General features: G+C 33.4%; 26 protein-coding genes. 13 read left to right on the top strand and 13 right to left on the bottom strand.

Annotated elements, in window-relative coordinates; all coding sequences use genetic code 11:
- Positions 1–37: 37 nt before the first annotated feature.
- From DMB71_RS13350 to DMB71_RS13340, 3 genes are read left to right on the top strand one after another with little or no spacing between them, the layout of a single operon-like run.
- On the top strand, positions 38–1,645 hold the full coding sequence (locus DMB71_RS13350; RefSeq protein WP_111366860.1) for a S8 family serine peptidase: 1,608 nt from the start codon (positions 38–40) through the stop codon (positions 1,643–1,645).
- A gap of 5 nt (positions 1,646–1,650) precedes the next feature.
- On the top strand, positions 1,651–2,595 hold the full coding sequence (locus DMB71_RS13345) for an NAD(P)H-dependent flavin oxidoreductase (protein ID WP_111366858.1): 945 nt from the start codon (positions 1,651–1,653) through the stop codon (positions 2,593–2,595).
- Between the two features lie 20 nt (positions 2,596–2,615).
- Complete coding sequence (locus DMB71_RS13340; protein ID WP_111366856.1) at positions 2,616–3,026, top strand: hypothetical protein; 411 nt, start codon at positions 2,616–2,618, stop codon at positions 3,024–3,026.
- A gap of 148 nt (positions 3,027–3,174) precedes the next feature.
- Here the strand turns inward: DMB71_RS13340 and DMB71_RS13335 are convergent, their stop codons facing one another.
- A complete protein-coding gene (locus DMB71_RS13335) occupies positions 3,175–3,612 on the bottom strand; it encodes a DUF4268 domain-containing protein (protein ID WP_111366854.1) in 438 nt (145 codons plus the stop codon).
- A gap of 93 nt (positions 3,613–3,705) precedes the next feature.
- Here DMB71_RS13335 and DMB71_RS13330 point away from each other — a divergent pair, with 93 nt between their 5' ends.
- Both DMB71_RS13330 and DMB71_RS13325 read left to right on the top strand, forming a co-directional pair.
- Complete coding sequence (locus DMB71_RS13330; protein ID WP_111366852.1) at positions 3,706–4,350, top strand: NUDIX hydrolase; 645 nt, start codon at positions 3,706–3,708, stop codon at positions 4,348–4,350.
- A gap of 132 nt (positions 4,351–4,482) precedes the next feature.
- Positions 4,483–5,292, top strand: coding sequence for a lysophospholipid acyltransferase family protein (locus DMB71_RS13325; RefSeq protein WP_111366850.1), 810 nt, complete (start codon positions 4,483–4,485; stop codon positions 5,290–5,292).
- Positions 5,293–5,548: 256 nt separating this feature from the next.
- Here the strand turns inward: DMB71_RS13325 and DMB71_RS13320 are convergent, their stop codons facing one another.
- From DMB71_RS13320 to DMB71_RS13310, 3 genes are all read right to left on the bottom strand, one after another.
- Positions 5,549–6,181 carry a hypothetical protein gene (locus DMB71_RS13320; protein WP_111366848.1) on the bottom strand — a complete coding sequence of 211 codons (633 nt, stop codon included), beginning with the start codon at positions 6,179–6,181 and terminating at the stop codon, positions 5,549–5,551.
- Between the two features lie 8 nt (positions 6,182–6,189).
- Entirely contained in the window at positions 6,190–6,684 is a 495-nt protein-coding gene (locus DMB71_RS13315) for an RNA polymerase sigma factor (protein WP_008462500.1), read from the bottom strand.
- Positions 6,685–6,838: 154 nt separating this feature from the next.
- Entirely contained in the window at positions 6,839–7,900 is a 1,062-nt protein-coding gene (locus DMB71_RS13310) for a DUF3810 domain-containing protein (protein WP_111366846.1), read from the bottom strand.
- Between the two features lie 178 nt (positions 7,901–8,078).
- Between DMB71_RS13310 and DMB71_RS13305 the strand changes: the two genes are divergently transcribed.
- A complete protein-coding gene (locus DMB71_RS13305; RefSeq protein ID WP_111366844.1) occupies positions 8,079–9,539 on the top strand; it encodes an aminoacyl-histidine dipeptidase in 1,461 nt (486 codons plus the stop codon).
- 71 nt (positions 9,540–9,610) lie between these two features.
- Here the strand turns inward: DMB71_RS13305 and DMB71_RS13300 are convergent, their stop codons facing one another.
- The 4 genes from DMB71_RS13300 to DMB71_RS13285 all read right to left on the bottom strand — a co-directional run bounded on the left by DMB71_RS13300 (position 9,611) and on the right by DMB71_RS13285 (position 13,692).
- Entirely contained in the window at positions 9,611–9,949 is a 339-nt protein-coding gene (locus tag DMB71_RS13300; protein ID WP_111366842.1) for a DHCW motif cupin fold protein, read from the bottom strand.
- 91 nt (positions 9,950–10,040) lie between these two features.
- Positions 10,041–10,823 (bottom strand): carboxypeptidase-like regulatory domain-containing protein, encoded by a 783-nt coding sequence (locus DMB71_RS13295; RefSeq protein WP_111366840.1) that lies wholly within the window; start codon positions 10,821–10,823, stop codon positions 10,041–10,043.
- A gap of 173 nt (positions 10,824–10,996) precedes the next feature.
- Entirely contained in the window at positions 10,997–12,910 is a 1,914-nt protein-coding gene (locus tag DMB71_RS13290) for a DEAD/DEAH box helicase (RefSeq protein ID WP_111366838.1), read from the bottom strand.
- 203 nt (positions 12,911–13,113) lie between these two features.
- Positions 13,114–13,692: a non-canonical purine NTP diphosphatase gene (locus DMB71_RS13285; protein WP_111366836.1), complete on the bottom strand. Its 579-nt coding sequence runs from the start codon at positions 13,690–13,692 to the stop codon at positions 13,114–13,116.
- Positions 13,693–13,768: 76 nt separating this feature from the next.
- On the opposite strand from DMB71_RS13285, the gene DMB71_RS13280 reads away from it, so the two are divergent.
- On the top strand, positions 13,769–15,547 hold the full coding sequence (locus DMB71_RS13280) for an ABC transporter ATP-binding protein (RefSeq protein ID WP_111366834.1): 1,779 nt from the start codon (positions 13,769–13,771) through the stop codon (positions 15,545–15,547).
- Here DMB71_RS13280 and DMB71_RS13275 read toward each other — a convergent pair.
- The gene (locus DMB71_RS13275; protein ID WP_111366832.1) at positions 15,528–15,911 is read right to left on the bottom strand and encodes a ribosomal maturation YjgA family protein; all 384 of its coding nucleotides are present in this window, start codon (positions 15,909–15,911) and stop codon (positions 15,528–15,530) included. The genes DMB71_RS13280 and DMB71_RS13275 overlap by 20 nt on opposite strands.
- Before the next feature lie 237 nt (positions 15,912–16,148).
- Between DMB71_RS13275 and DMB71_RS13270 the strand changes: the two genes are divergently transcribed.
- The 4 genes from DMB71_RS13270 (at position 16,149) to DMB71_RS13255 (ending at position 19,223) form a co-directional block, all read left to right on the top strand.
- Positions 16,149–16,751, top strand: coding sequence for a hypothetical protein (locus DMB71_RS13270; RefSeq protein WP_239452968.1), 603 nt, complete (start codon positions 16,149–16,151; stop codon positions 16,749–16,751).
- Positions 16,752–16,931: 180 nt separating this feature from the next.
- Positions 16,932–18,110, top strand: coding sequence for a glycoside hydrolase family 88 protein (locus DMB71_RS13265; protein WP_111366830.1), 1,179 nt, complete (start codon positions 16,932–16,934; stop codon positions 18,108–18,110).
- 6 nt (positions 18,111–18,116) lie between these two features.
- Entirely contained in the window at positions 18,117–18,524 is a 408-nt protein-coding gene (locus tag DMB71_RS13260; RefSeq protein WP_111366828.1) for a hypothetical protein, read from the top strand.
- Between the two features lie 267 nt (positions 18,525–18,791).
- Positions 18,792–19,223: a hypothetical protein gene (locus DMB71_RS13255; protein WP_111366826.1), complete on the top strand. Its 432-nt coding sequence runs from the start codon at positions 18,792–18,794 to the stop codon at positions 19,221–19,223.
- A 95-nt stretch (positions 19,224–19,318) separates the two neighbouring features.
- On the opposite strand, the gene DMB71_RS13250 is transcribed toward DMB71_RS13255, so the two are convergent.
- Together DMB71_RS13250 and DMB71_RS13245 are read right to left on the bottom strand one after the other, a co-directional pair.
- Positions 19,319–20,833: an FMN-binding glutamate synthase family protein gene (locus DMB71_RS13250; protein WP_111366824.1), complete on the bottom strand. Its 1,515-nt coding sequence runs from the start codon at positions 20,831–20,833 to the stop codon at positions 19,319–19,321.
- A gap of 37 nt (positions 20,834–20,870) precedes the next feature.
- A complete protein-coding gene (locus DMB71_RS13245) occupies positions 20,871–21,650 on the bottom strand; it encodes an NYN domain-containing protein (protein ID WP_111366822.1) in 780 nt (259 codons plus the stop codon).
- Between the two features lie 379 nt (positions 21,651–22,029).
- Between DMB71_RS13245 and DMB71_RS13240 the strand changes: the two genes are divergently transcribed.
- Complete coding sequence (locus DMB71_RS13240) at positions 22,030–23,289, top strand: aminotransferase class I/II-fold pyridoxal phosphate-dependent enzyme (RefSeq protein WP_008462520.1); 1,260 nt, start codon at positions 22,030–22,032, stop codon at positions 23,287–23,289.
- Between the two features lie 121 nt (positions 23,290–23,410).
- Positions 23,411–23,896 (top strand): hypothetical protein, encoded by a 486-nt coding sequence (locus DMB71_RS13235; RefSeq protein WP_111366820.1) that lies wholly within the window; start codon positions 23,411–23,413, stop codon positions 23,894–23,896.
- 105 nt (positions 23,897–24,001) lie between these two features.
- Here DMB71_RS13235 and DMB71_RS13230 read toward each other — a convergent pair whose 3' ends face one another.
- Positions 24,002–25,120 carry a GTP cyclohydrolase gene (locus DMB71_RS13230; protein ID WP_111366818.1) on the bottom strand — a complete coding sequence of 373 codons (1,119 nt, stop codon included), beginning with the start codon at positions 25,118–25,120 and terminating at the stop codon, positions 24,002–24,004.
- A 46-nt stretch (positions 25,121–25,166) separates the two neighbouring features.
- Complete coding sequence (locus tag DMB71_RS13225) at positions 25,167–26,135, bottom strand: transporter (protein ID WP_111366816.1); 969 nt, start codon at positions 26,133–26,135, stop codon at positions 25,167–25,169.
- Between the last annotated feature and the right edge of the window lie 12 nt (positions 26,136–26,147).

Here is a 26,147-nt window from a genome sequence, read left to right as displayed (position 1 = left end):
CTTTATTTGGGAGTAAATCCCTTAAAGGTATAAATTGATGAGATATAACTTTACTTTTCTTTTATTGCTTCTTTCATTTACGGTATTTTCACAAGAAGATGCGTGGGTTTATTTTAATGGCAAGCCTAATGCGCAGACTTTTTATGACAATCCGTTAACCGAACTTTCGCAAAGAGCTTTGGATCGAAGAACGAACCAGAATATCGCTTTGGCTATTACTGATGCTCCTCTGGAATCTTCGTATGTAAATCAAATTACTTCAAGCGCTGGAATTACGGTAAAAGCACAATCAAAATGGCTGAACGCACTTCATATTCAAGGAACTCAGGCTAATATTAATGCTTTAAAATCCTTGGCTTTTGTTTCTAGAATTGAGTTTGCCGACAAAACTTTAAATACTACAGGAAAAAGAGCTTCTGAGACTTCGATAAGCCAAATTCATGAACAGTTAAAAGAAACAATTGATTATTCGTATGGAAATTCTGCGAATCAAATTCAGATGCTAAACGGGCAAGTTCTGCATCAGCAGAATTATACTGGAGAAGGCAAAATCATAGCGATTATGGATGGTGGTTTTCCTGGAGTAAACACCGCACAGCCATTTGAAAATCTTAGAATTAATAATAAAATTCTAGGCGGTTATGATTATACGACTAGAAGCAGTAACTTCTATACAGGAGATTCTCATGGAACTTCGGTGCTTTCGACAATGGGCGGTTTTAAAGCAAATTCGTTAGTGGGAACTGCTCCAAATGCATCTTATTATCTTTTTATTACAGAAATTCAAGCTCAAGAGATTCCGTTAGAAGAATCGCTGTGGGTAGAAGCTGCAGAAAAGGCTGATGCTTTAGGTGTTGATATTATTACTACTTCATTGGGATATTTTTTGGATAGAGATGAAATCAGGTACAATCATACCTATAGCGATATGAACGGAATTACGACTTTTATTTCTCGTGGCGCAGAAATCGCTTTTAGCAAAGGAATTTTGGTTTTGGCGTCTGCTGGAAATGAAGGAACTCAGGTAGAAAAACATGTTGGCGCTCCTGCAGATGCAGTTTCTGTATTGGCAATTGGTTCGGTTACGGCATCAAAAGTAAAATCTGGATTCAGTTCTATCGGACCAAGTTATGATGGAAGAATAAAGCCAGATATTATGGCGCAAGGATCGTTGGCTGTGGTTTCTGATGCAAATGGAAATATTGGTACAGCAAATGGGACTTCATTTTCATGCCCAATAATGGCGGGAATGGCGGCTTCTTTATGGCAGGCATTTCCAACTAAAACCAATAAGGAAATCAGGCAAATGATCTTGGCATCTGCTGATAGATATGCTAATCCAGATAATAATTACGGATACGGAATTCCAAATTTTGGCGCCACATTAAGCGTTGACAGTTTTATTGCAGAAGCTTCGTTTGCGGTATATCCAAATCCAGCTAAAAATGAGGTTTCGTTTTCTTTTCTAAATGAAAACAACACAGCCTCAGTGACAATTTATTCGATCTTAGGACAAAAATTAATAGAAGAAAAAATCAATAATTCAAATCCAGTTCTTTCCCTGCAATCACTTCAAAGCGGATTGTATATTTATAGTTTTGATGCCGATAATCTGCACAAAACTGGAAAGATAATCAAGCAATAATTTTAATGAATAAAATCACCCAGCTTTTCAATATAAAATACCCAATCATCCAAGGCGGAATGATCTGGAACAGTGGTTACAAATTGGCTTCGGCCGTAAGCAATGCAGGAGGTTTAGGACTTATTGGTGCAGGTTCAATGTACCCGGAAGTTTTAAGAGAACACATTCAGAAATGTAAAAAAGCCACCGATAAGCCTTTCGGAGTGAATATTCCAATGTTATATCCAAACATTGAAGAAATTATGAATATCGTAGTCGAAGAAGACGTAAAAATTGTCTTTACTTCGGCTGGAAATCCGAAAACTTGGACTTCTTTTTTGAAAGAAAAAGGTATTACAGTTGTTCATGTGGTTAGCAGCAGTATTTTTGCGTTGAAAGCCCAAGATGCTGGCGTAGATGCAGTTGTTGCTGAAGGTTTTGAAGCTGGCGGACACAACGGACGTGAAGAAACCACTACTTTTACTTTGATTCCAATGGTAAAAGAAAAAATTCAGATTCCGCTAATTGCTGCAGGAGGAATTGCTACAGGAAGAGGAATGCTGGCTGCGATGGTTTTAGGAGCAGATGGTGTTCAGGTTGGAAGTCGTTTTGCTGCTTCTGTAGAATCTTCTTCGCACAATAATTTTAAAGAAACAATAGTTAATACTATAGAAGGAGGTACGCAATTGACTTTAAAGGAATTAGCACCTGTTCGATTGATAAAGAACAAATTCTATCAAGATGTTCAGGATTTGTATCAAAAATGTCCTTCTAAGGAAGAATTGGTTCAGCTTTTAGGAAGAGCAAGAGCCAAAAAAGGAATGTTTGAAGGAGATTTGGAAGAGGGAGAATTGGAAATTGGGCAAGTAGCAGGTCTGATTCACGAGATTTTACCAGTTGAAGAAATTATTCAACAAATGATAGCCGAATTTGAAACCGCATCCAAAGAAAAGATTACATTTGAGTTTTAATTGAATGCAAGAAATATTTTATGAATTCCCTACGCCCCTACATATTGCTATTGTTTTTGATTTTTGGATTGCAACAAGTTCAGAGTCAGACTTATCATTTTAAAACATCCGGATTTAGTGTTTTAGAAAAAAACGAAAGAGGAAAGTGGGGAGAATGGTCCAATTTGGATTTGGTAAATCTTTCGGTGGTTTTAGATACCAATAAGCATAGAATTGTAGTCTATTCTCAAGAAATCCAGCTTTACAATATTTTGGATTATATCGAAAGAGAAGAAAACGATACCGATATTGTGTACTCTTTTATGTGTAAGGATAATGATGGAAGAGAATGTAAATTATCAATCATAACTCGAAAAAAGCAGGATTATCGAAAGCAGCTTTATATCAATTACGATGATCATATTATTGTGTATAATATTATTACTGTTTAGGTAAGGTTCTAAGATGCTAAGCTTCTAAGGTGCTAAGTTTTTTTTAGGATTTAGATAAAAATAATAAACCCGACAGGTTTAAAAAACCTGTCGGGTTTGCTATATAAACTCAGAGCTTAGTACCTTAGAAGCTTAGCATCTTAGAACCTCAATTCTCCACATCCTTAATAAACTCATCATATTCTAAGTAGAACATTTCTAGAGCATGCATGTTTTCGTTGAAAAAATCAAAAATAGCATCCCAAGTATTTTTATTGCTGAAACCAACGCCAAGTTTTTCAATCCAAATTCTGCTGATAGTTTTACCGCTTTCAAGAGTATAATTTTTTTCAAAAACCAAATCTTTAATGAATTCTTCTTCTAGAATATTTTTTAGAGCTTCTAGTTTTTCAAAATAAGCAATGCGTTTTTCATCGCTTCGCTGTTCAATATCAATTAAAACCTGGGCCTTTTTATTGTCAACATAAAATTTAAAAGAGAAGTCTTTAATCTTTGTATCATAAAGCACCCATTTACGAGGATATTTTTCGGCAAAAGCTACCCAAAATTCTCTTTTTATTCTTTGTGATTCTTCTTTGCTGTACATTTTTTTTAGGCTTTAATAGTAGAAAACTTGTGGCACTGCGTTTTCTGGAGTATATTTATGTTTTATTTGAAAATACAAAAATAAGCTTTGATTATGAATTTTCAAGACTTTTTGAAATATGTTCCCAATATAATTCCAGTAGAGCTGCCAGCAGTAATTTCACATTTAAAAATGGCTCCAAAAGAGCGTATAGAGGGATTAAAAAATCTTGATATTGATGCACTGAACGCCAGAATGGCAGGGGTAATGATGCTGTTTTATCCTAAACAGGAAAAAACGCATTTGGTTTTGATTGTTAGAAATGCTTATGATGGAGTTCATTCGGCCCAAATCGCATTTCCTGGAGGCAAGTATGAAAAGGATGATTTAAATTTTGAAACCACAGCTCTTAGAGAAACCCATGAAGAGATTGGAATTACAGGCGATAAAATAGATATCATTAAACATTTCTCACCAATGTATATTCCGCCAAGCAATTTTTTGGTGCATCCGTTTTTAGGAATTGCCAAAGAAGAACTTTCTTTTTATCCCGATATAAGAGAAGTGGCCGGAATTATCGAACTGCCTTTATCTGTTTTTTTAAATGATGATATAATTATCGAAGCCAGATTGTCAACTTCTTACGGAGCCAATATTTTAGTTCCTGCTTTCAATATTCAGAATCATGTGGTTTGGGGAGCGACGGCAATGATTTTGAGCGAATTGCGAGATGTCTTAAAAGAAGCAATGGTAAAATAAATTTGATAAAGATTATTTAATGATTTGATATTCATTTGAATAACTCTTAAGTCGAGAAATTGTTTTATACTATTGCTAAAAGAATAATTTTTGTATGTTTGCGACCTAACAAAAAAATAAGATAAATTAGTTATGGGATTGTTTAAACGAAATCCTTTTGGGCATATATTATTCATCAAGAAATGGTTGATCCGAGTTCTAGGTGCCATGACTCATAAGAGATATAGAGGTTTTAATGAATTGCAGATTGAAGGATCTGAAATTATTAAGACACTTCCAGATACTAATGTTTTGTTTATTTCCAACCACCAAACTTACTTTGCAGACGTTGTAGCGATGTTTCATGTCTTTAATGCCAGTTTATCAGGACGTCAAGACACGATTAAGAATATTGGTTATTTGTGGCAACCAAAAATGAATATTTATTATGTGGCAGCCAAAGAGACTATGCAAGCTGGATTATTGCCAAGAATTTTAGCTTATGTAGGTGCAATTACTGTCGAAAGAACTTGGCGCGCAAAAGGCGTTGATGTAACAGAAAAGCGAGAAGTAAACCCTAACGATACCGAAAACATCAGAATAGCTCTTGAAGACGGCTGGGTTATTACTTTTCCTCAAGGAACCACAAAATCATTTAAGCCAGTTCGTAAAGGAACTGCACATATAATTAAACAGCACAAACCGATCGTTATTCCAATTGTAATTGACGGTTTCCGTAGATCATTCGACAAAAAAGGACTTCGAATGAAGAAAAAAGGAATCCTACAATCTTTCATCATCAAAGAACCTCTTGATATTGATTATGAAAATGATACCATCGAACAAATTGTAGAAAAAGTAGAATACGCAATAGAACAGCATCCATCATTTTTAAAAGTTATTCCTGCTGAAGAAATTAAAGCACAAGAAGAACTGAATAAAATGAGACAATGGGATTATTAAAATTTTAGATTTTAGATTGCTGATTTTTGATCTTATAGATTTTCTTTTGATTTAAGCTTTTTGTCTGGCTGGGCGAAGTCGAAGCCCGCTTCAACTGTATCTTTTTCCCAAGTTTCTAAACTTTTAATGTGAGAAAAAAAATAGTTTCAAGTTTCAGGTTTAAAGTTAGAGAAACTTTGTCCCTTTGTAACTCTGTCACTTTGTAACTTTAAAAAAAAACTTAGAACCTTAGCATCTCAGAACCTTAGAACCTTTTTCAGAAATCAATCTTCTTCAACTCTTTGTAATTTGCATACAGTCTTCTTAAAAGTGTTCCGTAAATAATTCTGTAAAAACACCAGAACAATCCGAAGAAGCCTAATATTACTAGAAATAGTATCCCGATTGTAACAAACATAGCTTTTCCATTCATGGCTAATTTTTCTCTTAGAAACTCCATATCTGGGTTGTAGACGAAAGCAATAAAAAAGCTTAAAATAGCAGTAATTACAATCATTCCTAAATTGTACCAAACATAATATTGAACTGTTTTGCGAGTTCTTAAAATAGCACTCATTAAAGATTTTGTGGCTATTGTGGTAGAAATGGTTTTGTAATTTTTATAGAATATATAGACGAATATTAAAACCACAACATAATTGAAATACGTTAGAAACTCTAAAGCAGTTACAATTTCAGGGTGATTCATTTTATGCAAGACATCGTCTGTATTGATAAAAATGTTCGAAAATGTCCAAAACGAAATTTCTAAAATACTGATAATCAAAATCCATTTTACAATGGAAGATGATTTTCTGTGAATCATCTTATAGATTTCGTTTTCAGAAATTTGTTGAAAAGAATCAGAGTTCTTTTGCCAGTCTTTTTTTAATAAATCCAGTTCTTTCATAATATTTTTTAAGGATTTAGTATTTTTTTAAGTTTCCCCTTAATTCTGTTCATTTTCACGCGCGCATTCACTTCGCTGATTCCTAAGGTTTCAGCTATTTCTTGATAATCTTTGTCTTCTAAATACATAAAAACTAATGCCTTTTCAATGTCATTCAATTGATAAACCGCTTTGTACATCAGTTTAATCTGTTCTTCTTCTTCATAATTGTAGTCAACATCTTTTACAAAATGCTGATGATTTTCATAATCTACAGTCGAAATAGTTCTTTTGGTTTTGCGGTATAAGGTAATTGCTGTGTTTAAGGCAACACGATACGTCCAAGTCGAAAATTTGCTGTCGCCTCTAAATTTTGGATAAGCTTTCCAAAGCTGAATGGTAATCTCTTGAAACAGATCTTTATGAGCGTCTTCGCCAGCAGTATATAATCTACAAATCTTGTGGATTATATTCTGATTTGCCTGCAGCTGCGCAACAAATGACTGTTCTAGATTTTCGCTCATAAATATATTAGTAGTTATGAAATCATTTTTGTTACAGTTGAATTTATTTTTTTTTGCCGCAGATTGAAGAGATTTTAATGATTTTTATTTTTAGGTTAAACATAAAAAGAGATTAGAAATCCTTTTTAATCATTCAATCTGTGGCAAAAGAAAACTACAGTTCTCTTGTTTTGTAATAATTAATAGTTAAGTCAATAAATCTGCTATAACTTTCCATTCCATCTTTCTGGTTATTCGATTTTAGGAAATTATCGTATAAAAAATGAAAACCTTCGTCAATAAACGTATCGTACTTTTTCCAGAAATCCTGGCTTTCCTGATAGTTTTTTAAAATTCCTGGATTTACTTGTTTCTTTAAAACTTCGAATACTTTCTCATTTTTAAACTTCCAAATTCCAAGACAATAACGCAAAGTGAAACTATATCCAGAATATTGAAAATACAAATTATCGTTTTTTACAGATGCTAAAACACCAATAAAATTACATTCATTTTCGCTTGCATAACCTATCTGATGTGCCATTTCGTGAGAAGCTGTGAGCGGGAAAGAGTACATTGGCAGCAAATCGTTTACCTGAGCTTCATTTGTAAACGGATTTAAATATCCGCCAAATCCCATATATGTTAAAGGTAGGCTAAATAATGATTTCTTAATGCTTAAAGTGTTGTATTTAAAATATGGATGCTCTTGAGATAAATTATGGTATCCGTTTAAATTCATTTTAAAAACTTCTTCTTGAGAATACGGAAGTTGAATTTTTTCATTTTTATTTTTTGCGATTTTAAACTGAATTTCATTGGTTTTTACAATCAATTTTTTGGTAAAGGCCAATAAATCTACGTCATTATATTCTCTTTTAATATTCATTTTTTGAGAAAGAGGTTCGCGATAATAATTGAAAGCCCAAAGCAGATGAAAGAGAAAATAATAAATAGAAATTTTGCCTGCTATTTTTAAAAGATGATCTTTCCAGTCTGTTTTCCATGTCTTTCTAATTCTCCAAAACCAGCTGATTATAGAAATGATTAAAAGGCCATAAAAAAAGTCGCCAACAGAAAATGGAATTTTTCCTAAAACTGTTCTTGAAAGATGCGAAATTCTGATATATAAATTTTTGCTGTAAAAGCCCTCTACAAAGTCTGGAAAGTAAACAAGGATTTTATAAAAGATGATTTGAACTATAAGAAATAGGGGAAGTATATATTTTGATTTCACAGTGTAATTTTTGAATACGTAAATATAATTACAATTATTTATAACTAAAAAAGAATAGTATTTGCGAAATTTGATTTTAAGGCGGGCAATTAGTGCTAATTTGTGAAATTTGTGGCGAAAAAAAATATAAACTTTGTAACTTTGAAGCTCTTAATTGTTAAACATCAAACAAAACATAATGAGTCAAGAAATAAGAAATTTGGAGCCAAAAGCACTTTGGAACAAATTTGCAGATTTAAACGCTGTTCCGCGTCCATCAAAGAAAGAAGAGCGTGTAATTGAGTTTATGAAAAACTTTGGAAACAGCTTAGGTTTAGAAACTTTCGAAGATGAAATCAGAAACGTAATCATCAGAAAACCGGCAACTCCTGGAATGGAAAACCGCAAACCAATCGTTATGCAAGGGCATTTAGATATGGTACACCAAAAAAATGCAGATACTGTTTTTGATTTTGATACACAAGGAATCGACATGTATGTTGATGGTGACTGGGTTCGCGCGCGCGGCACAACACTTGGAGCTGATAATGGGTTAGGAGTGGCGACTATTATGGCTATTTTAGAAAGCAAAGATATTACGCATCCTGCAATCGAAGCTTTGTTTACAATTGATGAAGAAACAGGAATGACAGGAGCTTTAAACTTAAAAGGAGGAATTCTTCAAGGTCAGATTTTATTGAATTTAGATACAGAAGAAGATGATGAAATTGATATTGGATGTGCTGGTGGAATTGATGTAACTGCAACAAGAACGTATCATGAAGAAGAAGTTCCAGAAGGTTCTGTTGGATATACGATTACAGTAAAAGGTCTGAACGGTGGACATTCAGGAATGGATATCCATAAAGGTTTAGGAAATGCCAATAAAATCATGAACCGTTTGTTATTTGATGCATTTGAAAACTTTGGTTTGCAGATTGCTGAAATTAATGGTGGAAGTCTTAGAAATGCAATTCCGAGAGAAAGTGTTGCCAAAGTAATTATTTCTCAAATGTTTGATGAAGCTTATGTGTATGATATGCAGGAAATCATTTCTGATATTAAAGCTGAATATAAAACAACCGAGCCGAACTTGACTATTGAAATCGTAAAAGGTGATTTGCCTGAAAAAGTGATGGATTTAGGAGTTCAAGAAGGTATCATCAGAGCGATTTATGCAGCTCAGAATGGAGTTTATAAAATGAGCGCTGATATGGCTGATTTGGTTGAAACTTCAAATAATATTGCTCGTGTTGTAATAAAAGACGGAGAAATCTTGGTTGGGTGTTTAACACGTTCTTCTGTAGAATCTTCAAAATTTGATTTGGCTAATTCTTTACGTTCTGCTTTTGAATTGGTTGGATGTGAAGTCGAACTTTCAGGTTCTTATCCAGGTTGGACTCCAAATGTAAATTCTGAAATTTTAGAAGTTTTAAAAGAGATCTACGAAAAGCAAAATGGAGAACAGCCAAAAGTTGTAGCTTGCCACGCAGGTTTAGAATGCGGAATTTTAGGAACAAATTACCCAGATATGGATATGATTTCTTTCGGTCCGACTATTCATGGAGCGCATTCTCCAGATGAAAGAGCAAGCATTTCTTCTGCTCAGAAATATTGGAAATTTGTATTGGAAATTCTTTCTAATATACCAGTTAAATAAATAGTTTTCAGTCACAGTCTCAGTGATCAGTTTTGTAAAACTGTGAACTGAGACTGTAAACTGAGACTAAACTAAACTAAAAAGTCTCCATCTATTATTAGTAGTTCGACACCTTTAGTTGTAATAGAGCGATGAGAACTCATATCGTCAGAAACAATATAGGTCATTCCCTTTGTCAATGTCATTTTTTCACCGTTATCTAATTCACTGATAAAATCCCCTTTCAAACAATGCACAATGTGTCCTTTTTGACACCAGTGATCTGCAAGATAATTTTTACTGTAAACAACTTTTCGAACACGTAAACCTCCTAATTGTATGGTCTGCCAATAAGCAATTCCGGTTTCTCCTGTGTGTTCTGTTTTTTCGATTTGACTCCAATCAATCGTCTGAAAAGGTATTGTAGACATTTTTTTTGTGGTTTAGGTAGTTAGTAGTTATATTTAAAACAAAAAAAATCCTCAATTTTAAAAATGAGGATTGATTTTTTATGTTGTGGCTTTAATTTCGTTTCAAAACTTTATACTGTTCATAACAAGCGCTTATTGCATCCATAATCTGGAGATCATTTGCCGTTTGGATGAAAGAATCAGAATAGTTGCAACGATGCATAATTTCAGGAATTTCGTCTTTGCTGATACCTAGTAATACTGCAACCGTTTCACGATCATATTTGGATTCTAAAAGTGTACGAACAGTGTCATCTTTTTTCATTTCCTTCAGTTTCTTGAGTTCTTTACCATTCTTGCCAAAGAAATTATAGAGCATATCGGCAGGATTGAAAATTGAACCGAGGACTTTTCCAAAGGCATTTGGCGCATATTCTCCAGCTTCATAACCTTGTGTAAGACCAGAAATACTGTAACGATAGTTTTCTTTTGTTGGAATTAATTTAGAGTCAATTTCAAGATATCCTGTTAAAGAAAACGGAGCAATAACAACCTCTTCCAAAGCAATTGCTTTTTCAGTAAGCTGAATTCTAGTTACTTTATTTTTTATCCAGTCATTTGTAACTCTGATTCTTAGCGATTGAAATCCTAGGATAGAAAAATGTAGCGTATCGTTGACTTGTACATCAATTTCAAAATATCCTTTTTCATCAGATTTTGCACCACGTACCTTGTTGGTGTTAATGATGTTTACTCCAGCAAGTGGCTGTTTGCTGTCGTCGTTAATAACGTAACCTGAAACTCTTTGTGGAACTGTTGGCTGTGTATCTTGCGTATCTTGTGCAAAACCAATGTTAGCGAGAAGTGTAAAAAAGAAAATTGCGAAATATTTCATATCCTGATTTAAAGCTCTAAAAGTAGTAAATAGGGATTAAATATCTCGCAGTCTTGGAATTTAATTATAAGAAAATTAACAAAGACATTGATAAGATTATTAGATATAAGAAAAAATCCCAAATTCCGTATAAAATTGGAATTTGGGATTTTGTATTTTAAGAAATTAGATTATTAATCTCTTCTTGATCTTCTTGGTCTTGAGCTATCGCCAAAGTTTTCAGAACGTCTTGGAGCTCTGTCTGAACCACCTTCATTTCTTGGAGCAGAACTTCTAAAACCACCATCTCTTCTTGAAGATGAGTTTCTGTCACCTCTAAAACCTCCGTCACGAGATCCGCCATCGCGTGAACCTCCGTCTCTTGAGCCTCTGTCGCTTCTAAATCCGCCTTCGCGTCTTGGAGCAAAATTTCCGTCTCTTCTTCCAGAATCGCGTCTTCCGCCACGGTTGTTATGGTCGCGTCTTCCACCACCATCATTTTTAGAAATCTCAACATTGATACGACGACCTTCTAATTGTACGTTGTTTAAAACGTCCATTACTTTGTCAGTATGCTGTGGATCTGTGTTAAAGAAAGAGAAACCTTCTTTTACATCTACTTTAAAGATATCATCACGACCTAAATCTAATGTTTCTTTCAAGTAATCTTTTAATGACATCCAGTCAAAGTTGTCTCTAGAACCAATGTTTACAAAATAACGAACTGCTCCATTATTGCTGAATTCTCTTGGTTCAGAATCACCTCTTTCGCGTCTTTCGCCACCAGAAACAGAAATATCTCTATTCTTTTTATAGTAAGTGATGAAACGGTTAAATTCTACTGAAACCATTTTCTTAATCAATTCTTCTTTAGATAAATCTTCAAGAACATTGTTGATTGCTGGTAAATAGTTGTCAATTTCGTGATCAACCTCAGTATCTTTAATTTTGTTTGCTAAGTGTAACAACTGAATTTCGCAGATTTCAATTCCAGATGGAATAGTCTTTTCTTCGAATTTTTGTTTGATGATTCTCTCGATAGAAGAAATTTTACGTAACTCGCTTTTTGTAACAATTACAATAGAAGTACCTAATTTTCCAGCTCTACCTGTACGTCCAGAACGGTGGTTGTATGTTTCAATTTCGTCTGGCAATTGATAGTTTACAACGTGAGTTACGTTATCAACGTCAATACCACGTGCAGCAACGTCAGTAGCAACAAGCATCTGGATTTGTCTTCCACGGAACGATTTCATTACACCATCACGTTGTGCTTGAGATAAATCTCCGTGTAACGCAGCGGCGCTATATCCATCTTCAATTAATTTCTCAGCAATAGCTTGCGTGTCTCTCTTTGTACGACAGAAAACTACAGAGAAAATGTCTGGATTAGCATCAGCTAAACGTTTTAAAGCTTCGTAACGGTCACGAGCATTTACTAAATAAAATTCGTGAGAAACTGTAGATGAACCTGAATTTTTTGTTCCAACAGTAATCTCTAATGGATCGCTCATGAATTGTTTTGCAATTCTAGCAACCTCTTGTGGCATAGTTGCAGAAAACAACCATGTACTTTTTTCATCTGGAGTATCTGATAAAATAGATACGATATCATCATAGAATCCCATGTTTAACATTTCGTCAGCCTCATCAAGAACACAGTAATCTATGTTTTTAATGTTTACCAAACCTCTGTTAATCATGTCTTGCATTCTTCCTGGAGTTGCCACAATAATTTGTGCACCTCTTTTTACTTCTCTTGCTTGCTCTGTTATACTAGCTCCTCCGTAAACTGCTACCACATTAATACCTTTTTCGTATTTTGAGTAGTTTTTAAGTTCGTTAGTAATCTGTAAACATAACTCGCGTGTTGGCGATAAAACTAATGCTTGTGTATTTCTGTTGTCGGCATCAATTTTTTGAATTAGCGGAAAACCGAAAGCTGCCGTTTTCCCTGTCCCTGTTTGAGCCAACGCAACCATATCCGTGTCTTTTTCCAATAATAGGGGAATCGCCTTTTCCTGTACCTCTGACGGATTTTCAAATCCTAGATCTAAAATCGCCTTCAGTAACGATTCATTCAATCCTAATTGTTCAAATTTATTCATATGTGTTTTAAAATAGGGTGCAAAATTACTGTTAATTATTCAGATAAACTAATACGATTTTAAGAATTATGTATTTGTTAAGAATTGATTATCAAAAAGTTACAGTTTTATTAAAATAAATTTTTGCTAGAAACGCAGAAAGAGGCCAAAAAATACGTCGTGAAATGTAAAATTTAGCCTCTAAAATGTTGTATTTTAAACAATTATTTTGTGGTGCTCAGAAAATCAATTAGTTGCTTAACGGCTTTTCCGCGATGACCAATCGTGTTTTTGGTTGCTAAAGGCAGTTCTGCAAAGGTTTCATTGAAATTTTCAGGCTTAAAAATAGGATCGTAGCCAAAACCGTTTGTTCCTGTTTTGGTTAGCGTGATGTCTCCTTTTGCAATTCCGGTAAATAGATATTGTTTTCCGTCAAGATTCAAAGTGATAACGGTCTTGAACTGGGCACTGCGGTTTTCTTCATTTTTCAAAGCTTCCAAAAGCTTGTTCATATTATCATCTGCATTTTTTTGCTCGCCAGCATATCTCGCAGAATAAACTCCAGGTTCTCCATTTAAAGCATTCACCTCTAAGCCTGTATCATCTGCGAAACAATTATAGCCATATTTCTGGGTTACATAATCGGCTTTCAAAATGGCATTTCCTTCTATGGTATCAGCTGTTTCCGGAATATCTTCTAAACAATTTATGTCTTCTAAGCTTAATATTTTAATGCTTTCAGGAAGCATACTTTGAATTTCGGCGATTTTATTTTTATTGTTTGAAGCGAAAACGAGTTTCATAGAATTAAGTGTTTAAATGATTTTCAACACAAATTTAGAATTCTTATATTTGATATGTTAGCTAAAATTCAAATAAATGCAATTATCAGTACTTTATAAAAAAATCCTGCCTTTTGTAAAGCCGTACAGAAAAATGGTAATTGCAACTTTACTGCTCACATTTTTAGGTTCATTTGCAGCGCAGGTAAATGCTGTAATCTTAAAATATACTGTCGATACCATAAACAATTTGATGGTTGCTCATGAACCATTATCGAAAGGATTTCATTTGCTCGGAATTATTAGTATTGTATTGTTAACTAAAGAATTGGTTAATTCTGTTGTGCAATTTGGACAGAAATTCTATGGAGAAAAACTCCGAATTTTCATTACCCGTGATATCTCTCAAACCATTGTAGAAAAAATTCTAAGTTATAGAATGGAGTTTTACACTTCTGATGAAAATGAAAGCGGGAAACTCCAAACGAGAATTGATGCCGGAATTAGCAGTTTAACGCGATTGGTGCAAAACTTTTTTATTGATATTCTTCCCTTATTTGCCAACGCTTTTGTCGCTTTGGTAATTATGTTTTATGCCAATGTTTATGTGGGTTTGGTAAGTTTGTGTATTATTCCGATTTATTTTTATATAAGTCAATTGCAGGCAACAAAATTGAGCGGATTTAGACGAAGAATGCGTAATTATCGTGAAACTAAAAATAACGGAATCATCAGTTTAATTGAATCGATAACGGTAATAAAATCTTTTGTTCGGGAATCTACAGAAGCCGATCGTCATGAAAAGATTCAATACGAAATGACCGAAAATCAACTGCAAACAAGAAAGACCAGTTTTATTTTTGAAAGTATTAAAAGTTTTGTCGAACAGATTGGAGTAGTAATAATCATTATTCTTACGGCTTATTTTGTTTTGAATAATCAAATGACAATTGGGGCCATTATGTTTCATATTATGTTATTCAATAATGTTTCATCGCCAATTAGACAATTGCATAGAATTTATGACGAAGTAAATGATGCTTTGATTTATTCGGAAGGATTCTTTGATATTCTGGAAGCAGAAAAAGAAGTTGAGACCAGTGGAGATTATATTCCAGAAAAAATTGTTGGATTAATAGAAGTGAAAAATGTAGATTTTGTATATCCAAATGGAACTCAAGCTCTTTTTGATATTAATTTCACTGTAAAACCAAATGAAACCACGGCTTTGGTCGGATTAAGCGGAGCTGGAAAAAGTACGATTATCAATTTGCTGGATAAATTTTATCTTCCAACGTCAGGACAGATCTTTTTAGATGGAGTTGATTTGGTTGAATATAACACCGATTTTCTACGTAAAAATATCGGATTGGTGCTTCAGAAAAATCACATTTTTAAAGGAACAATAGCCGAAAATATTTTATATGGAAATCCTGGAGCTTCGAAGGATGAAGTAATAGAAGCAGCAAAACAAGCCTATATTCACGAACAGGTAATTCAGTTGCCAAAAGGTTACGATTCAGATGCGCATTTGCTTTCGGGCGGTCAGCAGCAACGTATTGCCATTGCTAGACTTTTTCTAAAAAACCCACCGATTATTTTTCTAGATGAGCCTACCGCAAGTTTGGATGCCATTGCAACAGAACAAATTAAAAAGTCTTTAGATGCCATAAAAAAAGACAGAACTGTGATTATCATATCGCATAGTATTTCTCAAATTATTGACGCCTCAAATATTATTGTTTTAGAAAAAGGACGATGTGTCGAAAAAGGAACTCACGATGAATTGTATGATAATAAAGGAACATACCATCAAATATTTATGGCAATGGCAAACAGTTTAAACATCGAAAAAATCACACAGACTTTTGATTGAGAAAATTCAAAGTCAACTTTTCTGCCATAAAAGCAGTAAGTATTCCAAAAGTATAAGCCAGAATATCTTCCCACAGAAATCCTTGTCCTAGAACATATCTTCCAAAAAGTGTTTTTCTAAGTTCGATCATCCATTCGCCTTGGTACGATTGTAGAAATTCAATTCCATAACAAATCAATAGAGAAAGGAATGCAATTAAGAAAACATTTTTAAATGGAAGAAATATTCGAACTAAAAAGTAAATCATGAGAGCATATAGAAAATCGCCAATCCATAAAGGGATAAAAGAGATTTTTCTTGAAAAGATTCCGAGGAAAATGATGCTTAGAAAGATTAAGAAATAGCTAGTTCTAGTTTTGTTCAAGTTGAGATTGGGTTTTGGTTAAAGCAAATGTATATAATCAGTTGTAATTCCTCTTTGTTAAAGTTTAAAACTTTGACAAAGATTTCCATCTAAAGCAAATCAAGTTTTCTAATGAAACGTGATGATTTCTCTTTGTCAAAGTTCAAAACTTTGACAAAGATTTCTTTATAGATTTTTTTTAAGAAAAATCTTATTTTTTATATTTTTGATTTTCTAATTTTTAAAGAAATTAAATTAGTGGATATCAGAAATCAAAATTTAGAACCAGACTGTTTTTATCATATTTATAATCGAGGAGTTACTGGAGATAAAGTTTTTCAAGAAAATGATAATTACAAATTTTTCATGTCCCAGTTCCTTAAATATTTGAGTCATGTCCTTGATCTGAATGCTTATTGTCTAATGCCGAATCACTTTCATTTTGTAATTAAAATTAAATCTCAAAAAGATTTGTTGGATTTCTTCGAAGAAAAAAATAATAAGCCAATTAAAAAAGGATTGCACTCAATAGAAAGTCTTGCTCGTAAGCAATTAAGTAAATTTATTAGTTCTTATACTCAGGCTTATAATAAAGTTTTTTATAGACATGGTCCATTGTTTGAATCTCCTTTTAAAAGAAAGAAGATAGATTCTGAAAAGTACTTGAGGAATTTAATTATTTATGTTCATCAAAATCCTATAGATATTAAAAAAGATTTCAAGACTTATAAGTTTTCGTCATATGTAACTGTTTTATCTTCATTAAAAACAAACTTAAAAAGAAGTGAAGTTATTAAGTATTTTGATGATTTGGAGAATTTTGTTTTTTGCCATAATAATATCATTGATTTCAAATTCTGAGGTATTAAAGAATCTTTGTCAAAGTTTTAAACTTTGACAAAGAGAAGCAGAACAGGAAAAAACATGAATGAAGTAGTGCATCAATAATCCGTTTTTAGGGAGCAAAAAATACAAAACCAGAATCGATTTACTTTATTTCATACATTTATCGGTTAAAATAACTATTTATCAAGAAACCACATGAAGGCAAAATTTTTTACCCTGATTGCAGCTTTGTTTCTTTTAGGAAATCAAGGCTATTCTCAAAAAGACAATTCGTTTAATGTCAAAAAGCAATTGGATTATTGCGCAGAGCAAGCTTCAAAAACATTAAAAGTGATTCCAAACGACGGAACTTCTCCAAGAACAGTTCCGAACGGAAGCAATGAATGGAAATTTGTTGGCTATAAAGATTGGACTAGCGGATTCTGGCCTGGAGAATTATGGTTTTTGTATGAAGCAACAAAAGATAAAAAATGGGAAAAAGAAGCAGATAAATTCAGTCGTTTTTTAACGCCACTATCAACTAGTAAAGCTGCTGATCACGATTTAGGATTTCAAGTTTTTAATAGTTTCGGGAATGGATACAGATTGACTAAAAATCCAGAATACAAGCAAATTATCTTAAGAACTGCAGATACATTGGCAACACTTTTTAATCCAAAAGTGGGAACAATCCAATCTTGGCCGCATAATAAAATGGGCGGTCATAATACGATCATTGATAATATGATGAATTTGGAGCTTTTGTTTTGGGCATCTAAAAATGGAGGAAACAAAAAACTTTACGACATTGCTGTAAAACATGCCGAAACTACAATGGCAAATCATTTTAGACCAGATAATACTTCTTATCATGTTATAATCTATGATTTTGAAACGGGTAAAAAAATAAAAGGAAGAACAGCGCAAGGATATAGTGATGACAGTATGTGGGCACGTGGTCAGGCGTGGGCGATCTATGGTTTCACGATGACTTATAGAGAAACAAAAGATGTTAAGTTTTTAGATTTTGCTCATAAACTAACGCGTGTTTATTTGGACAAATTAACAACAGAAGATTTAATTCCGTATTGGGATTTTAATGCGCCAAACATTCCTAACGAACCTCGCGATGCTTCGGCAGCGGCGATTGTTTCATCTGCATTGTTAGAATTAAGTTCTTATACAAAAGACAAGAATTTAAAAGCTGAATATTTGACAAAAGCCAAAAAGATGATCGTCTCACTTTCTAATAATTATCAGAGTCATGATTTAAACTCAGCTTTTTTATTGCATTCGACAGGACATAAACCAGCAAATAGTGAGATAGATTGTTCTATAAATTATGCAGATTATTACTATCTTGAGGCATTATTAAGACTTCAAAAACTAAAATAGAAAATTATGCTAAAGAAAATAAGCCAGATTGCCTTTGCAATAATGATGGTATTGACACTTGCGAGCTGTAAAAATACCAAACAAAAACTTCAAGAATATGTTGTTATGTACAACAAAACCATTGCTCCGAGTTTTAGAGCCGATAATGTAACACTTACTACGGCTAGAGGTTATATTAACGATGATAAAATCGAATTGCGATTTGAAACTGATTTAGAGCAAAATGAAGTCAACAAATCGGCATCTGTTATTTCTTTTCCAAAATTGATAAAAGTAATGATTGATAAAGATGAAATCCCAAGACAATTAATTGAGGAAGGAGTAAAGTTTGATGTTTATTTTCTGGCAGACGATAATACCGTTTTAGACAAAGAAACCTTAACGGGAGAATCTCTTAAAGATTTTTTGAAATAAAAGATTGAGTTTTTATAGAAAACAGATCATTTTGATTCTTACATATTAAAAGTCTCTTTAAAGTTTATTTAAAGAGACTTTTTTGTATTTAAGGCTAAAAGTTAAGTGTGAACAAAACGTTTTTATTCTTACAAATGATTCTTCTTTTAAGAGTGTAATTGGTTTGTTTTCAAATAATTGTAGATGTATTTTTTGTAATTTAATATTGTTTTTATGTTATGAATTAATTATGTTTGAGTTAAAAAATAACTATTAAACCAAAAATTTATGAAAAAAATTACCCAAATCGCATTTGTGCTAGCTTTTGCATTATTTTTAATTAGCTGTAAAAATACCAAACAGAAAATCCAGGAACATGTAAGTAACTACAATAATTCTGTCTCTATAAAAGGAAATGGCATTACGAGCACATCAGCAAAAGCCTTCTTAAATGACAATAAAATCGAAATCAGGATTGAAACCAATTTAGAAGAAAACGATGCAAATAAGTTAGCCTACAAAGAATCTTTTCCAGACTTATTGAAAGAGATGATCAAGAACGACCAGATTTCTCCTTCTCTTATTGCTGAAGGTGTAAAGTTTGATGTCTATTTCTTGGCTTATAATAACGCTATTTTGGCTCAAGAAGTTGTAGATCAGGATGAATTGGCGGTTTTAGAAGGAAATGCAAAGGCAGGTAAAGAAACGGCAAAATTATAGCATTAAACTATTTTTAATATTCCTTTGGAATGAATTGCGTTTATTAGCTCTATCAAATAAAAAAATCCTCTTCTATTTTGAAGAGGATTTTCTGTTTATGAGAATTGAGTAACGTTTTTCAAATTATCTGGGAAATAGAGTTCCGATAAATTCGTAAACTCATCACCGCGCATAAAAATGTTGATATCAACATCTGCAAATGATGTTTTTCCAGCTGCTGCCAAAAGTTCATTCGCAGCATGAAGCGTATTTTTATGAAAATGGTAAACTCTCTCAGACTTATCGGTAACAACCAAACCTTTCATCAGCATTTTATTCTGAGTTGCAACTCCAGTTGGACATTCATTATTATGACAACGTAAAGCCTGAATACAGCCTAAAGAAAACATAAATCCTCTTGCGCTGTTACACATATCTGCGCCCAGCGCAATCGCATGCAGAATAGAATAACCAGAAATGATTTTTCCGCTTCCGATAATGCGTATTTTATCACGAATGCCTAAACGCACCAAAGTTTTATTCACAAAAATTAAAGCAGGCTCAAAAGGCATTCCGACACCGTCTGCAAACTCAAGTGGAGCAGCTCCAGTTCCTCCTTCAGCTCCGTCAACTGTAATGAAATCTGGGTAAGTATCTTCGTTAATCATTTCTTGGCAAATAGCTTCAAATTCAGCTGTATTTCCAATACATAATTTAAATCCGATTGGTTTTCCATTAGATAAATCACGCAATTGTTTAATAAACTGAATTAATCCGTTAGCATCAGAAAAAGCATGATGCCCAGGAGGAGAAAGAATCATCGTATGTGGTACAACACCTCTAATTTTAGCAATCTGCTCAGTGTTTTTTCTTGCAGGAAGAACTCCACCATGGCCTGGTTTTGCACCTTGAGAGATTTTAATCTCAATCATCTTTACATTTGGTAGATTGGCTTTTTCTTTGAAGTTTTCAGGGCTGAAATTACCTTCTGCATCACGACATCCAAAATATCCAGTACCAATCTGCCAAGTAATATCTCCGCCGCCTGCAAGGTGAAATTCTGTTAATCCGCCTTCTCCGGTATTTTGATAGAAATTTCCTTTTTGCGCGCCAATATTGATGGCGCGAACTGCATGTTCGCTCAAAGAGCCAAAGCTCATTGCCGAAACATTAAATAAAGAAGCCGAATAAGGCTGTTTGCAATCTTTTCCTCCAACTAAAACGCGAGGCAATTCTTCATTTACTTTTGCTGGAAAAATAGAATGTTTGATTCCTTCGTAGTTCTCTGTATTTAAGTTTAATTGTGTTCCAAAAGGCGTACTCGAATCAATATTTTTTGCTCTTTGATACACTAACGAACGTTGGTTTCTTGAAAAAGGTTTTCCGTCTGTAGACCTTTCGATAAAATATTGCTGAATTTCAGGTGCAATCATTTCAAACAAATATCTGAAATATCCCAGAACTGGGAAGTTCCTTAAAATAGCATGTTTTTCTTGAGATGCGTTGTAAACTCCGACAATTAGCAAAAGCGGAATAATAAATACGAGTAAATAACCTCGTCCTGTGTAGTAATAAATTGCTGCAACAATTAGAAACAATAAGAATCCGTAAATAAAGAATTTTTTTCTCATGTTTTTAAAAAATTAGATAGGTAATAAAATGCGATAATTAGTTGAATCTTAAACGTACATAAACGTGTTTGATTCCTTTTTTGTCTGACTCTCTTTCATCAATTTCCAGAATATCGGTTAACGATTTAAGCATTGGTGTTAATTTAGAATAACCATAATTTCGAGGGTCAAATTCAGGTTTTTTCTTTACGATTAGATTTCCGACATCCCCAAGAAACGCCCAGCCATCATCATCTTCAATGTCTTCAATTGTAGATTCAATAAGTTCAATGGTTTGTTTGTCTATTTTATGAAGTGCTTTTTCAGCAGGTTTTTCAACTGGTTTTTTGGTATCAACTGCGACTGTTTTTGGTTTTTTCTTTTGAGTTGCACCATCCAAAACTTCAATATAAATAAATCGGTCGCAGGCTACAATAAAGGAGTTTGGCGTTTTCTTTTCTCCAATTCCGATCACTTTCATGCCCGATTCACGAAGTCTGACAGCAAGTCTTGTAAAATCGCTGTCGCTGGAAACAATGCAAAAGCCATCTAATTTTCCAGAATATAATAAATCCATTGCATCAATAATTAGAGCAGAATCTGAGGAATTCTTTCCAACCGTGTAGCTATATTGTTGAATAGGAGTAATGGCATGTTCTAATAAAACACCTTTCCAGCCATTTGCATTAGGTTTTGTCCAGTCGGCATAAATCCTTTTCGTGGTTGGAGTTCCTAGTTTTGCAATTTCTTCCATCATGCCTTTTACATTGCTATATGGCACATTGTCTGCATCAATAAGGACTGCCAGTTTTAAATCTTTTGAATTGCTTAAAGGCATTTGTTAAATATTTAAAATTTAATACTCTCAAAGTTAAAATTAAAATTGGTTTTTATAAGAATTGAAGGATGAATATATGTTTTTATGGCTATTAATTAGTTTCATTATAAATAAAGGAAATACGAGGTTTGCTTTTGAAAATACTGACTATTACAACATTGGAATATGCTACAATTTGCTCGCATTCTTTTTAATATTAATCATTTTATGGAGTAATTTTGGGCTAAGGAGTTTTGTGGGTAAAATAAATGGATGTAAAATCTTGTTATTTTTTTGTAGTCGATTATTTTTAAATAAAAATAATTGAGTCTCTTCATTTTAAATTAATAATGATTATTTTTGCTCGCTGATTAAGTAAAAAAAATTACTACATATAATTATGGTAAAAGATTTATTCGAAAGAATTCAGGACAATAAAGGACCTTTAGGAAAATGGGCTTCTCAAGCAGAAGGTTATTACGTTTTCCCAAAGTTAGAAGGAGAGTTGGGTCCTAGAATGCAATTTCACGGAAAAAATATTTTAAACTGGAGTTTAAATGATTATTTAGGTCTAGCTAATCATCCAGAAGTTCGTCAGGCAGATACAGATGCAGCAATTCAGTTTGGTGCAGCTTATCCGATGGGAGCTCGTATGATGTCTGGACACACTACGTACCACGAGCAATTAGAGAATGAATTAGCAGAATTTGTAATGAAAGAATCTGCTTATTTATTGAATTTTGGTTACCAAGGAATGGTTTCTATCATTGACGCTTTGGTTACTAAAAATGACATTATTGTTTATGACGTAGATTCACATGCTTGTATCATTGATGGTGTTCGTTTACACATGGGTAAACGTTTCACATACAAACACAATGATTTGGAAAGTATGGAGAAAAACTTGCAGCGTGCTACTAAAATGGCAGAAGAAACAGGCGGAGGTATTTTATTTATTACTGAAGGTGTTTTTGGAATGCGCGGACAGCAAGGAAAATTAAAAGAAATTGCTGAATTAAAGAAAAAATACAATTTCAGATTATTGGTAGATGATGCTCACGGTTTTGGTACACTTGGTAAAACAGGTGCTGGAGCAGGTGAGGAGCAAGGAGTTCAAGATCAGATTGATGTTTACTTCTCTACTTTTGCAAAATCTATGGCTAATATCGGAGCTTTCGTAGCAGCTGATAAAACAGTTATCGATTATTTGAAATACAACTTGCGTTCTCAAATGTTTGCTAAAGCATTGCCAATGATTCAGACAATCGGATCTTTGAAACGTTTAGAGTTATTGCGTAAATCTTCTGCAATTAAAGATAAGCTTTGGGAAAACGTAAATGCATTGCAAAACGGTCTTAAAGAAAAAGGATTTAATATTGGAGATACAAATACCTGTATTACACCAGTTTACTTAGAAGGAAGTATTCCTGAGGCAATGGTAATGGTAAACGATTTAAGAGAAAATTATGGTATTTTCCTTTCTATCGTGGTGTATCCAGTTATTCCAAAAGGAATTATTTTATTGAGAATGATTCCTACAGCTTCTCATACATTAGAAGATATCAATGAAACGTTAACAGCTTTCGAAGCAATCCGCGAGAAACTGACTAACGGAACTTATAAAGAAATTGCAGAGCGTACTACTGTAGACGTTTCGTAAATTTATAAAATAGATTTCCTTAAGTGGGAATTATGTAAAAAAATCCATTTGTTCTACGAATGGATTTTTTTTTATTTGAGGTAACTTTATATTCATAATCACAAAATAAAAAGATAGAATTATGAAAAAAGTACTTACAATAGCGGTAGTAGTGCTGGCTGTTTTTGTCTCCTGCAAAAAAGAAGCCACAACGACAGAACCGATACAAATAACACCAAGTCCGCCAAAAGAAGCTGAAATTGTAGAACCTACTGGAGATCAATGTTATGCTTGGAAATCTAATGGAAGCGTTATTGAAATGAGTTTTAATGTTAATTCTCATCAAGAAGTAAACGGAAAACTAAGCTATAATCTGGTTGGAAAAGATAAAAACGAAGGAACCTTAATCGGCAACATGAAAGGAGATACTTTGGTTGCAGATTATACTTTTAACTCTGAAGGTGTTTCATCTGTGAGAGAAGTTGTTTTTCTGCAAAAAGACGGAACTTTTATTGAAGGATACGGCGATGTTGTAGATGCAAATAATAAGGTTTCTTTTAAAGATAAATCAAAACTAAAATTTGATGCCAAAAATACTTTGGTAAAAGTAGATTGCAAAGTAGAGTAATAATGTGTTTTATAAAGTGAAAAATCCATTCGTTTGGGGGCGAATGGATTTTTTTATTTTTAAGTTTTTAAAACTGAAAACTGTGACTGCGACTGAAAACTAAATTTAAAGGTTCTTCAAATAAGTCTTTCTCTGACAATGAATAATAGGATCAAAGTTTTTCCAAAGTAAATGAATAGCGTTATTTTCTAATAACTCTGGCGTTCTAATGCAAGTTTGGATTCCTTTGGCCGAAAACGTTTTGTAATATTCATCAAAAATAATAGCGGTTACCCCTTTGTTCTGGTAATCAGGATGAACTCCGATAAGATAAAATACAACATCTTTACTGTGTTTTCTAGCCTTTAATAATTGCAGAAAACCAAATGGGAACAATTTCCCTCTTATTTTTTGTAGAGCTTCAACAAAACTTGGCATTACAATACTAAAAGCAACCAAATTATCGTCTTTATCAACCACAAATTTGATGTATTCTGGATTGATGAAGCTGATGTATTTCTTTTTAAAATATTCTTTTTGAACATCAGAAATGGCTACAAAAGAAGCTAGTTTTTCGTAAGATTCATTAAACAAATCAAACATTTTGTCTACGTGAGGCATAATGTCTTTTGTTTTGGTAAAATTAAGCGCTTTAAGGCCGTAGCGTTTCTTGATTAACTCCTGTGCTTTCTGAAAGAATTCTGGTTTAACATTAGAAAAAGGAAATATACTTTCAATATATTGTTTTTCAACCTGAAAGCCTAATTCTTCAAAGTGTCTCACATAATATTCATGATTATACCAGGTAATCATGGTTCCAACCTGATCAAAACCTTCAGTAAGAACTCCAACTTTATCTAAGTTTGAGAATCCCATTGGTCCTTCAGCATGTTCTAAGTTGTGTTTTCTTCCTAATTCATATACTTTTTCTAGAAGCGCTTTAGTAACTTCAATATCATCAATTACATCAAACCAACCAAAACGAACTTTTCTTTTATTCTGATTGTTCACTTCAGACCAATTGATAATAGCGGTAATGCGGCCAACAATTTTATTATCTCTGTATGCTAAATAAAAATAAGCTTCGGCATTATCAAAAGCAGGATTTTTAGTTTTATCGAAAGATTCCAATTCATCTGAGATAATAGGAGGTACCCAATACGGATTATCCTTGTATAAAGAAAAAGGAAATTTGATGTATTCGGTTAATTCTTTCTTGCTTTTGGCTTCTTTAATTGTAATCATTAGATGGTATTGAGAGTCCTTAAAAAAAGGATCTAGTTATTTATGTTTATTCGTATTTCGCTTTACGTTTTCTTTCTCTTTCTTGATAATCTATTGGTTTCTCGTTGTCAGGGTTCTTTTTTGCTCTAGCGGCTGCTTTGTCCTCTATTACTTTTTCTTTGTACCATCCGTCATAACGCCATGATACTCCAACTCCGCCATATAAAATAGACGGTGTATTTTTGAAATTCGTACTTATAGAGGCATCGACCTGCATGTTCGATGAAAGAAGAAAAGCTGCTCCGCCGCGAAGAATAGAATCACTATAAAAATCGCTTTTATATCCTTGATTTTCAATAAAACCAGACCATCTATCGTTAAATCCGTGCGTCAAAGTTAATACATATCCGTAACTTGGATAGTCTGTACTGATATAATCTGCAATAATATTAGTGACAAAAACCCAAGATCCGCCTCCAAGAAGGTTTTGGGTAATTATGGAAACCTTAGGAGAAATGGCTCCATCTGGAGAAAAATAATAAGGATTGTCAGCGCCAACAAAATTAGCCCCAGCAAAAACTGAAACTGCAGGAATCAGCTCTCGCCATTGAAAATTACGATTGGCTTTGTAACTATAAATATTTACTTCACGTTTGTAATTTTTATAGGGATCATAAATAAGATATTTAGCTCCTAAAACGGTTTGTCTGAAATTATTCTTTTTATAGCTGGTGTACGGAGTATCAAAGTTTTCGGCTTGATATTGTAAATCAGCAACAAACTCTAATTGTTCTAGAAAAGCACCAAATCTAATGGTTAAATCTGTGCCAAATCCGCTGGCATCGTAGTCTAATAAATCGTGTTTTTCTTTAATGCCATAAACACCAAGTTCGGCTTGAATTACAGATTTTCCGACAGCATATGCTGACATGGTTTCGCCAGGACGATTGGAATTGATAACGTCGGTGTATTGCGCAAAAAATAGTTGTGGAATAAAAAAAAGTACCGGGGCAAGTAAGTTTTTAATTTTGGACATATAATTTTTTTT

This window comes from Flavobacterium tistrianum (genome assembly GCF_003254545.1).
GTDB lineage: Bacteria > Bacteroidota > Bacteroidia > Flavobacteriales > Flavobacteriaceae > Flavobacterium > Flavobacterium tistrianum.
The sequence above is the reverse complement of the archived record's forward strand: the minus strand, read 5'-3'. Positions and strand labels throughout refer to the sequence as shown.

Excerpts from the sequence above, each read along its gene's own strand:
- DMB71_RS13350 (WP_111366860.1), top strand. The coding sequence starts at position 38 with ATGAGATATAACTTTACTTTTCTTTTATTGCTTCTTTCATTTACGGTA.
- DMB71_RS13345 (WP_111366858.1), top strand. The coding sequence starts at position 1,651 with ATGAATAAAATCACCCAGCTTTTCAATATAAAATACCCAATCATCCAA.
- DMB71_RS13340 (WP_111366856.1), top strand. The coding sequence starts at position 2,616 with ATGAATTCCCTACGCCCCTACATATTGCTATTGTTTTTGATTTTTGGA.
- DMB71_RS13335 (WP_111366854.1), bottom strand. The coding sequence starts at position 3,612 with ATGTACAGCAAAGAAGAATCACAAAGAATAAAAAGAGAATTTTGGGTA.
- DMB71_RS13330 (WP_111366852.1), top strand. The coding sequence starts at position 3,706 with ATGAATTTTCAAGACTTTTTGAAATATGTTCCCAATATAATTCCAGTA.
- DMB71_RS13325 (WP_111366850.1), top strand. The coding sequence starts at position 4,483 with ATGGGATTGTTTAAACGAAATCCTTTTGGGCATATATTATTCATCAAG.
- DMB71_RS13320 (WP_111366848.1), bottom strand. The coding sequence starts at position 6,181 with ATGAAAGAACTGGATTTATTAAAAAAAGACTGGCAAAAGAACTCTGAT.
- DMB71_RS13315 (WP_008462500.1), bottom strand. The coding sequence starts at position 6,684 with ATGAGCGAAAATCTAGAACAGTCATTTGTTGCGCAGCTGCAGGCAAAT.
- DMB71_RS13305 (WP_111366844.1), top strand. The coding sequence starts at position 8,079 with ATGAGTCAAGAAATAAGAAATTTGGAGCCAAAAGCACTTTGGAACAAA.
- DMB71_RS13300 (WP_111366842.1), bottom strand. The coding sequence starts at position 9,949 with ATGTCTACAATACCTTTTCAGACGATTGATTGGAGTCAAATCGAAAAA.
- DMB71_RS13295 (WP_111366840.1), bottom strand. The coding sequence starts at position 10,823 with ATGAAATATTTCGCAATTTTCTTTTTTACACTTCTCGCTAACATTGGT.
- DMB71_RS13290 (WP_111366838.1), bottom strand. The coding sequence starts at position 12,910 with ATGAATAAATTTGAACAATTAGGATTGAATGAATCGTTACTGAAGGCG.
- DMB71_RS13285 (WP_111366836.1), bottom strand. The coding sequence starts at position 13,692 with ATGAAACTCGTTTTCGCTTCAAACAATAAAAATAAAATCGCCGAAATT.
- DMB71_RS13280 (WP_111366834.1), top strand. The coding sequence starts at position 13,769 with ATGCAATTATCAGTACTTTATAAAAAAATCCTGCCTTTTGTAAAGCCG.
- DMB71_RS13265 (WP_111366830.1), top strand. The coding sequence starts at position 16,932 with ATGAAGGCAAAATTTTTTACCCTGATTGCAGCTTTGTTTCTTTTAGGA.
- DMB71_RS13260 (WP_111366828.1), top strand. The coding sequence starts at position 18,117 with ATGCTAAAGAAAATAAGCCAGATTGCCTTTGCAATAATGATGGTATTG.
- DMB71_RS13255 (WP_111366826.1), top strand. The coding sequence starts at position 18,792 with ATGAAAAAAATTACCCAAATCGCATTTGTGCTAGCTTTTGCATTATTT.
- DMB71_RS13250 (WP_111366824.1), bottom strand. The coding sequence starts at position 20,833 with ATGAGAAAAAAATTCTTTATTTACGGATTCTTATTGTTTCTAATTGTT.
- DMB71_RS13245 (WP_111366822.1), bottom strand. The coding sequence starts at position 21,650 with ATGCCTTTAAGCAATTCAAAAGATTTAAAACTGGCAGTCCTTATTGAT.
- DMB71_RS13240 (WP_008462520.1), top strand. The coding sequence starts at position 22,030 with ATGGTAAAAGATTTATTCGAAAGAATTCAGGACAATAAAGGACCTTTA.
- DMB71_RS13235 (WP_111366820.1), top strand. The coding sequence starts at position 23,411 with ATGAAAAAAGTACTTACAATAGCGGTAGTAGTGCTGGCTGTTTTTGTC.
- DMB71_RS13230 (WP_111366818.1), bottom strand. The coding sequence starts at position 25,120 with ATGATTACAATTAAAGAAGCCAAAAGCAAGAAAGAATTAACCGAATAC.
- DMB71_RS13225 (WP_111366816.1), bottom strand. The coding sequence starts at position 26,135 with ATGTCCAAAATTAAAAACTTACTTGCCCCGGTACTTTTTTTTATTCCA.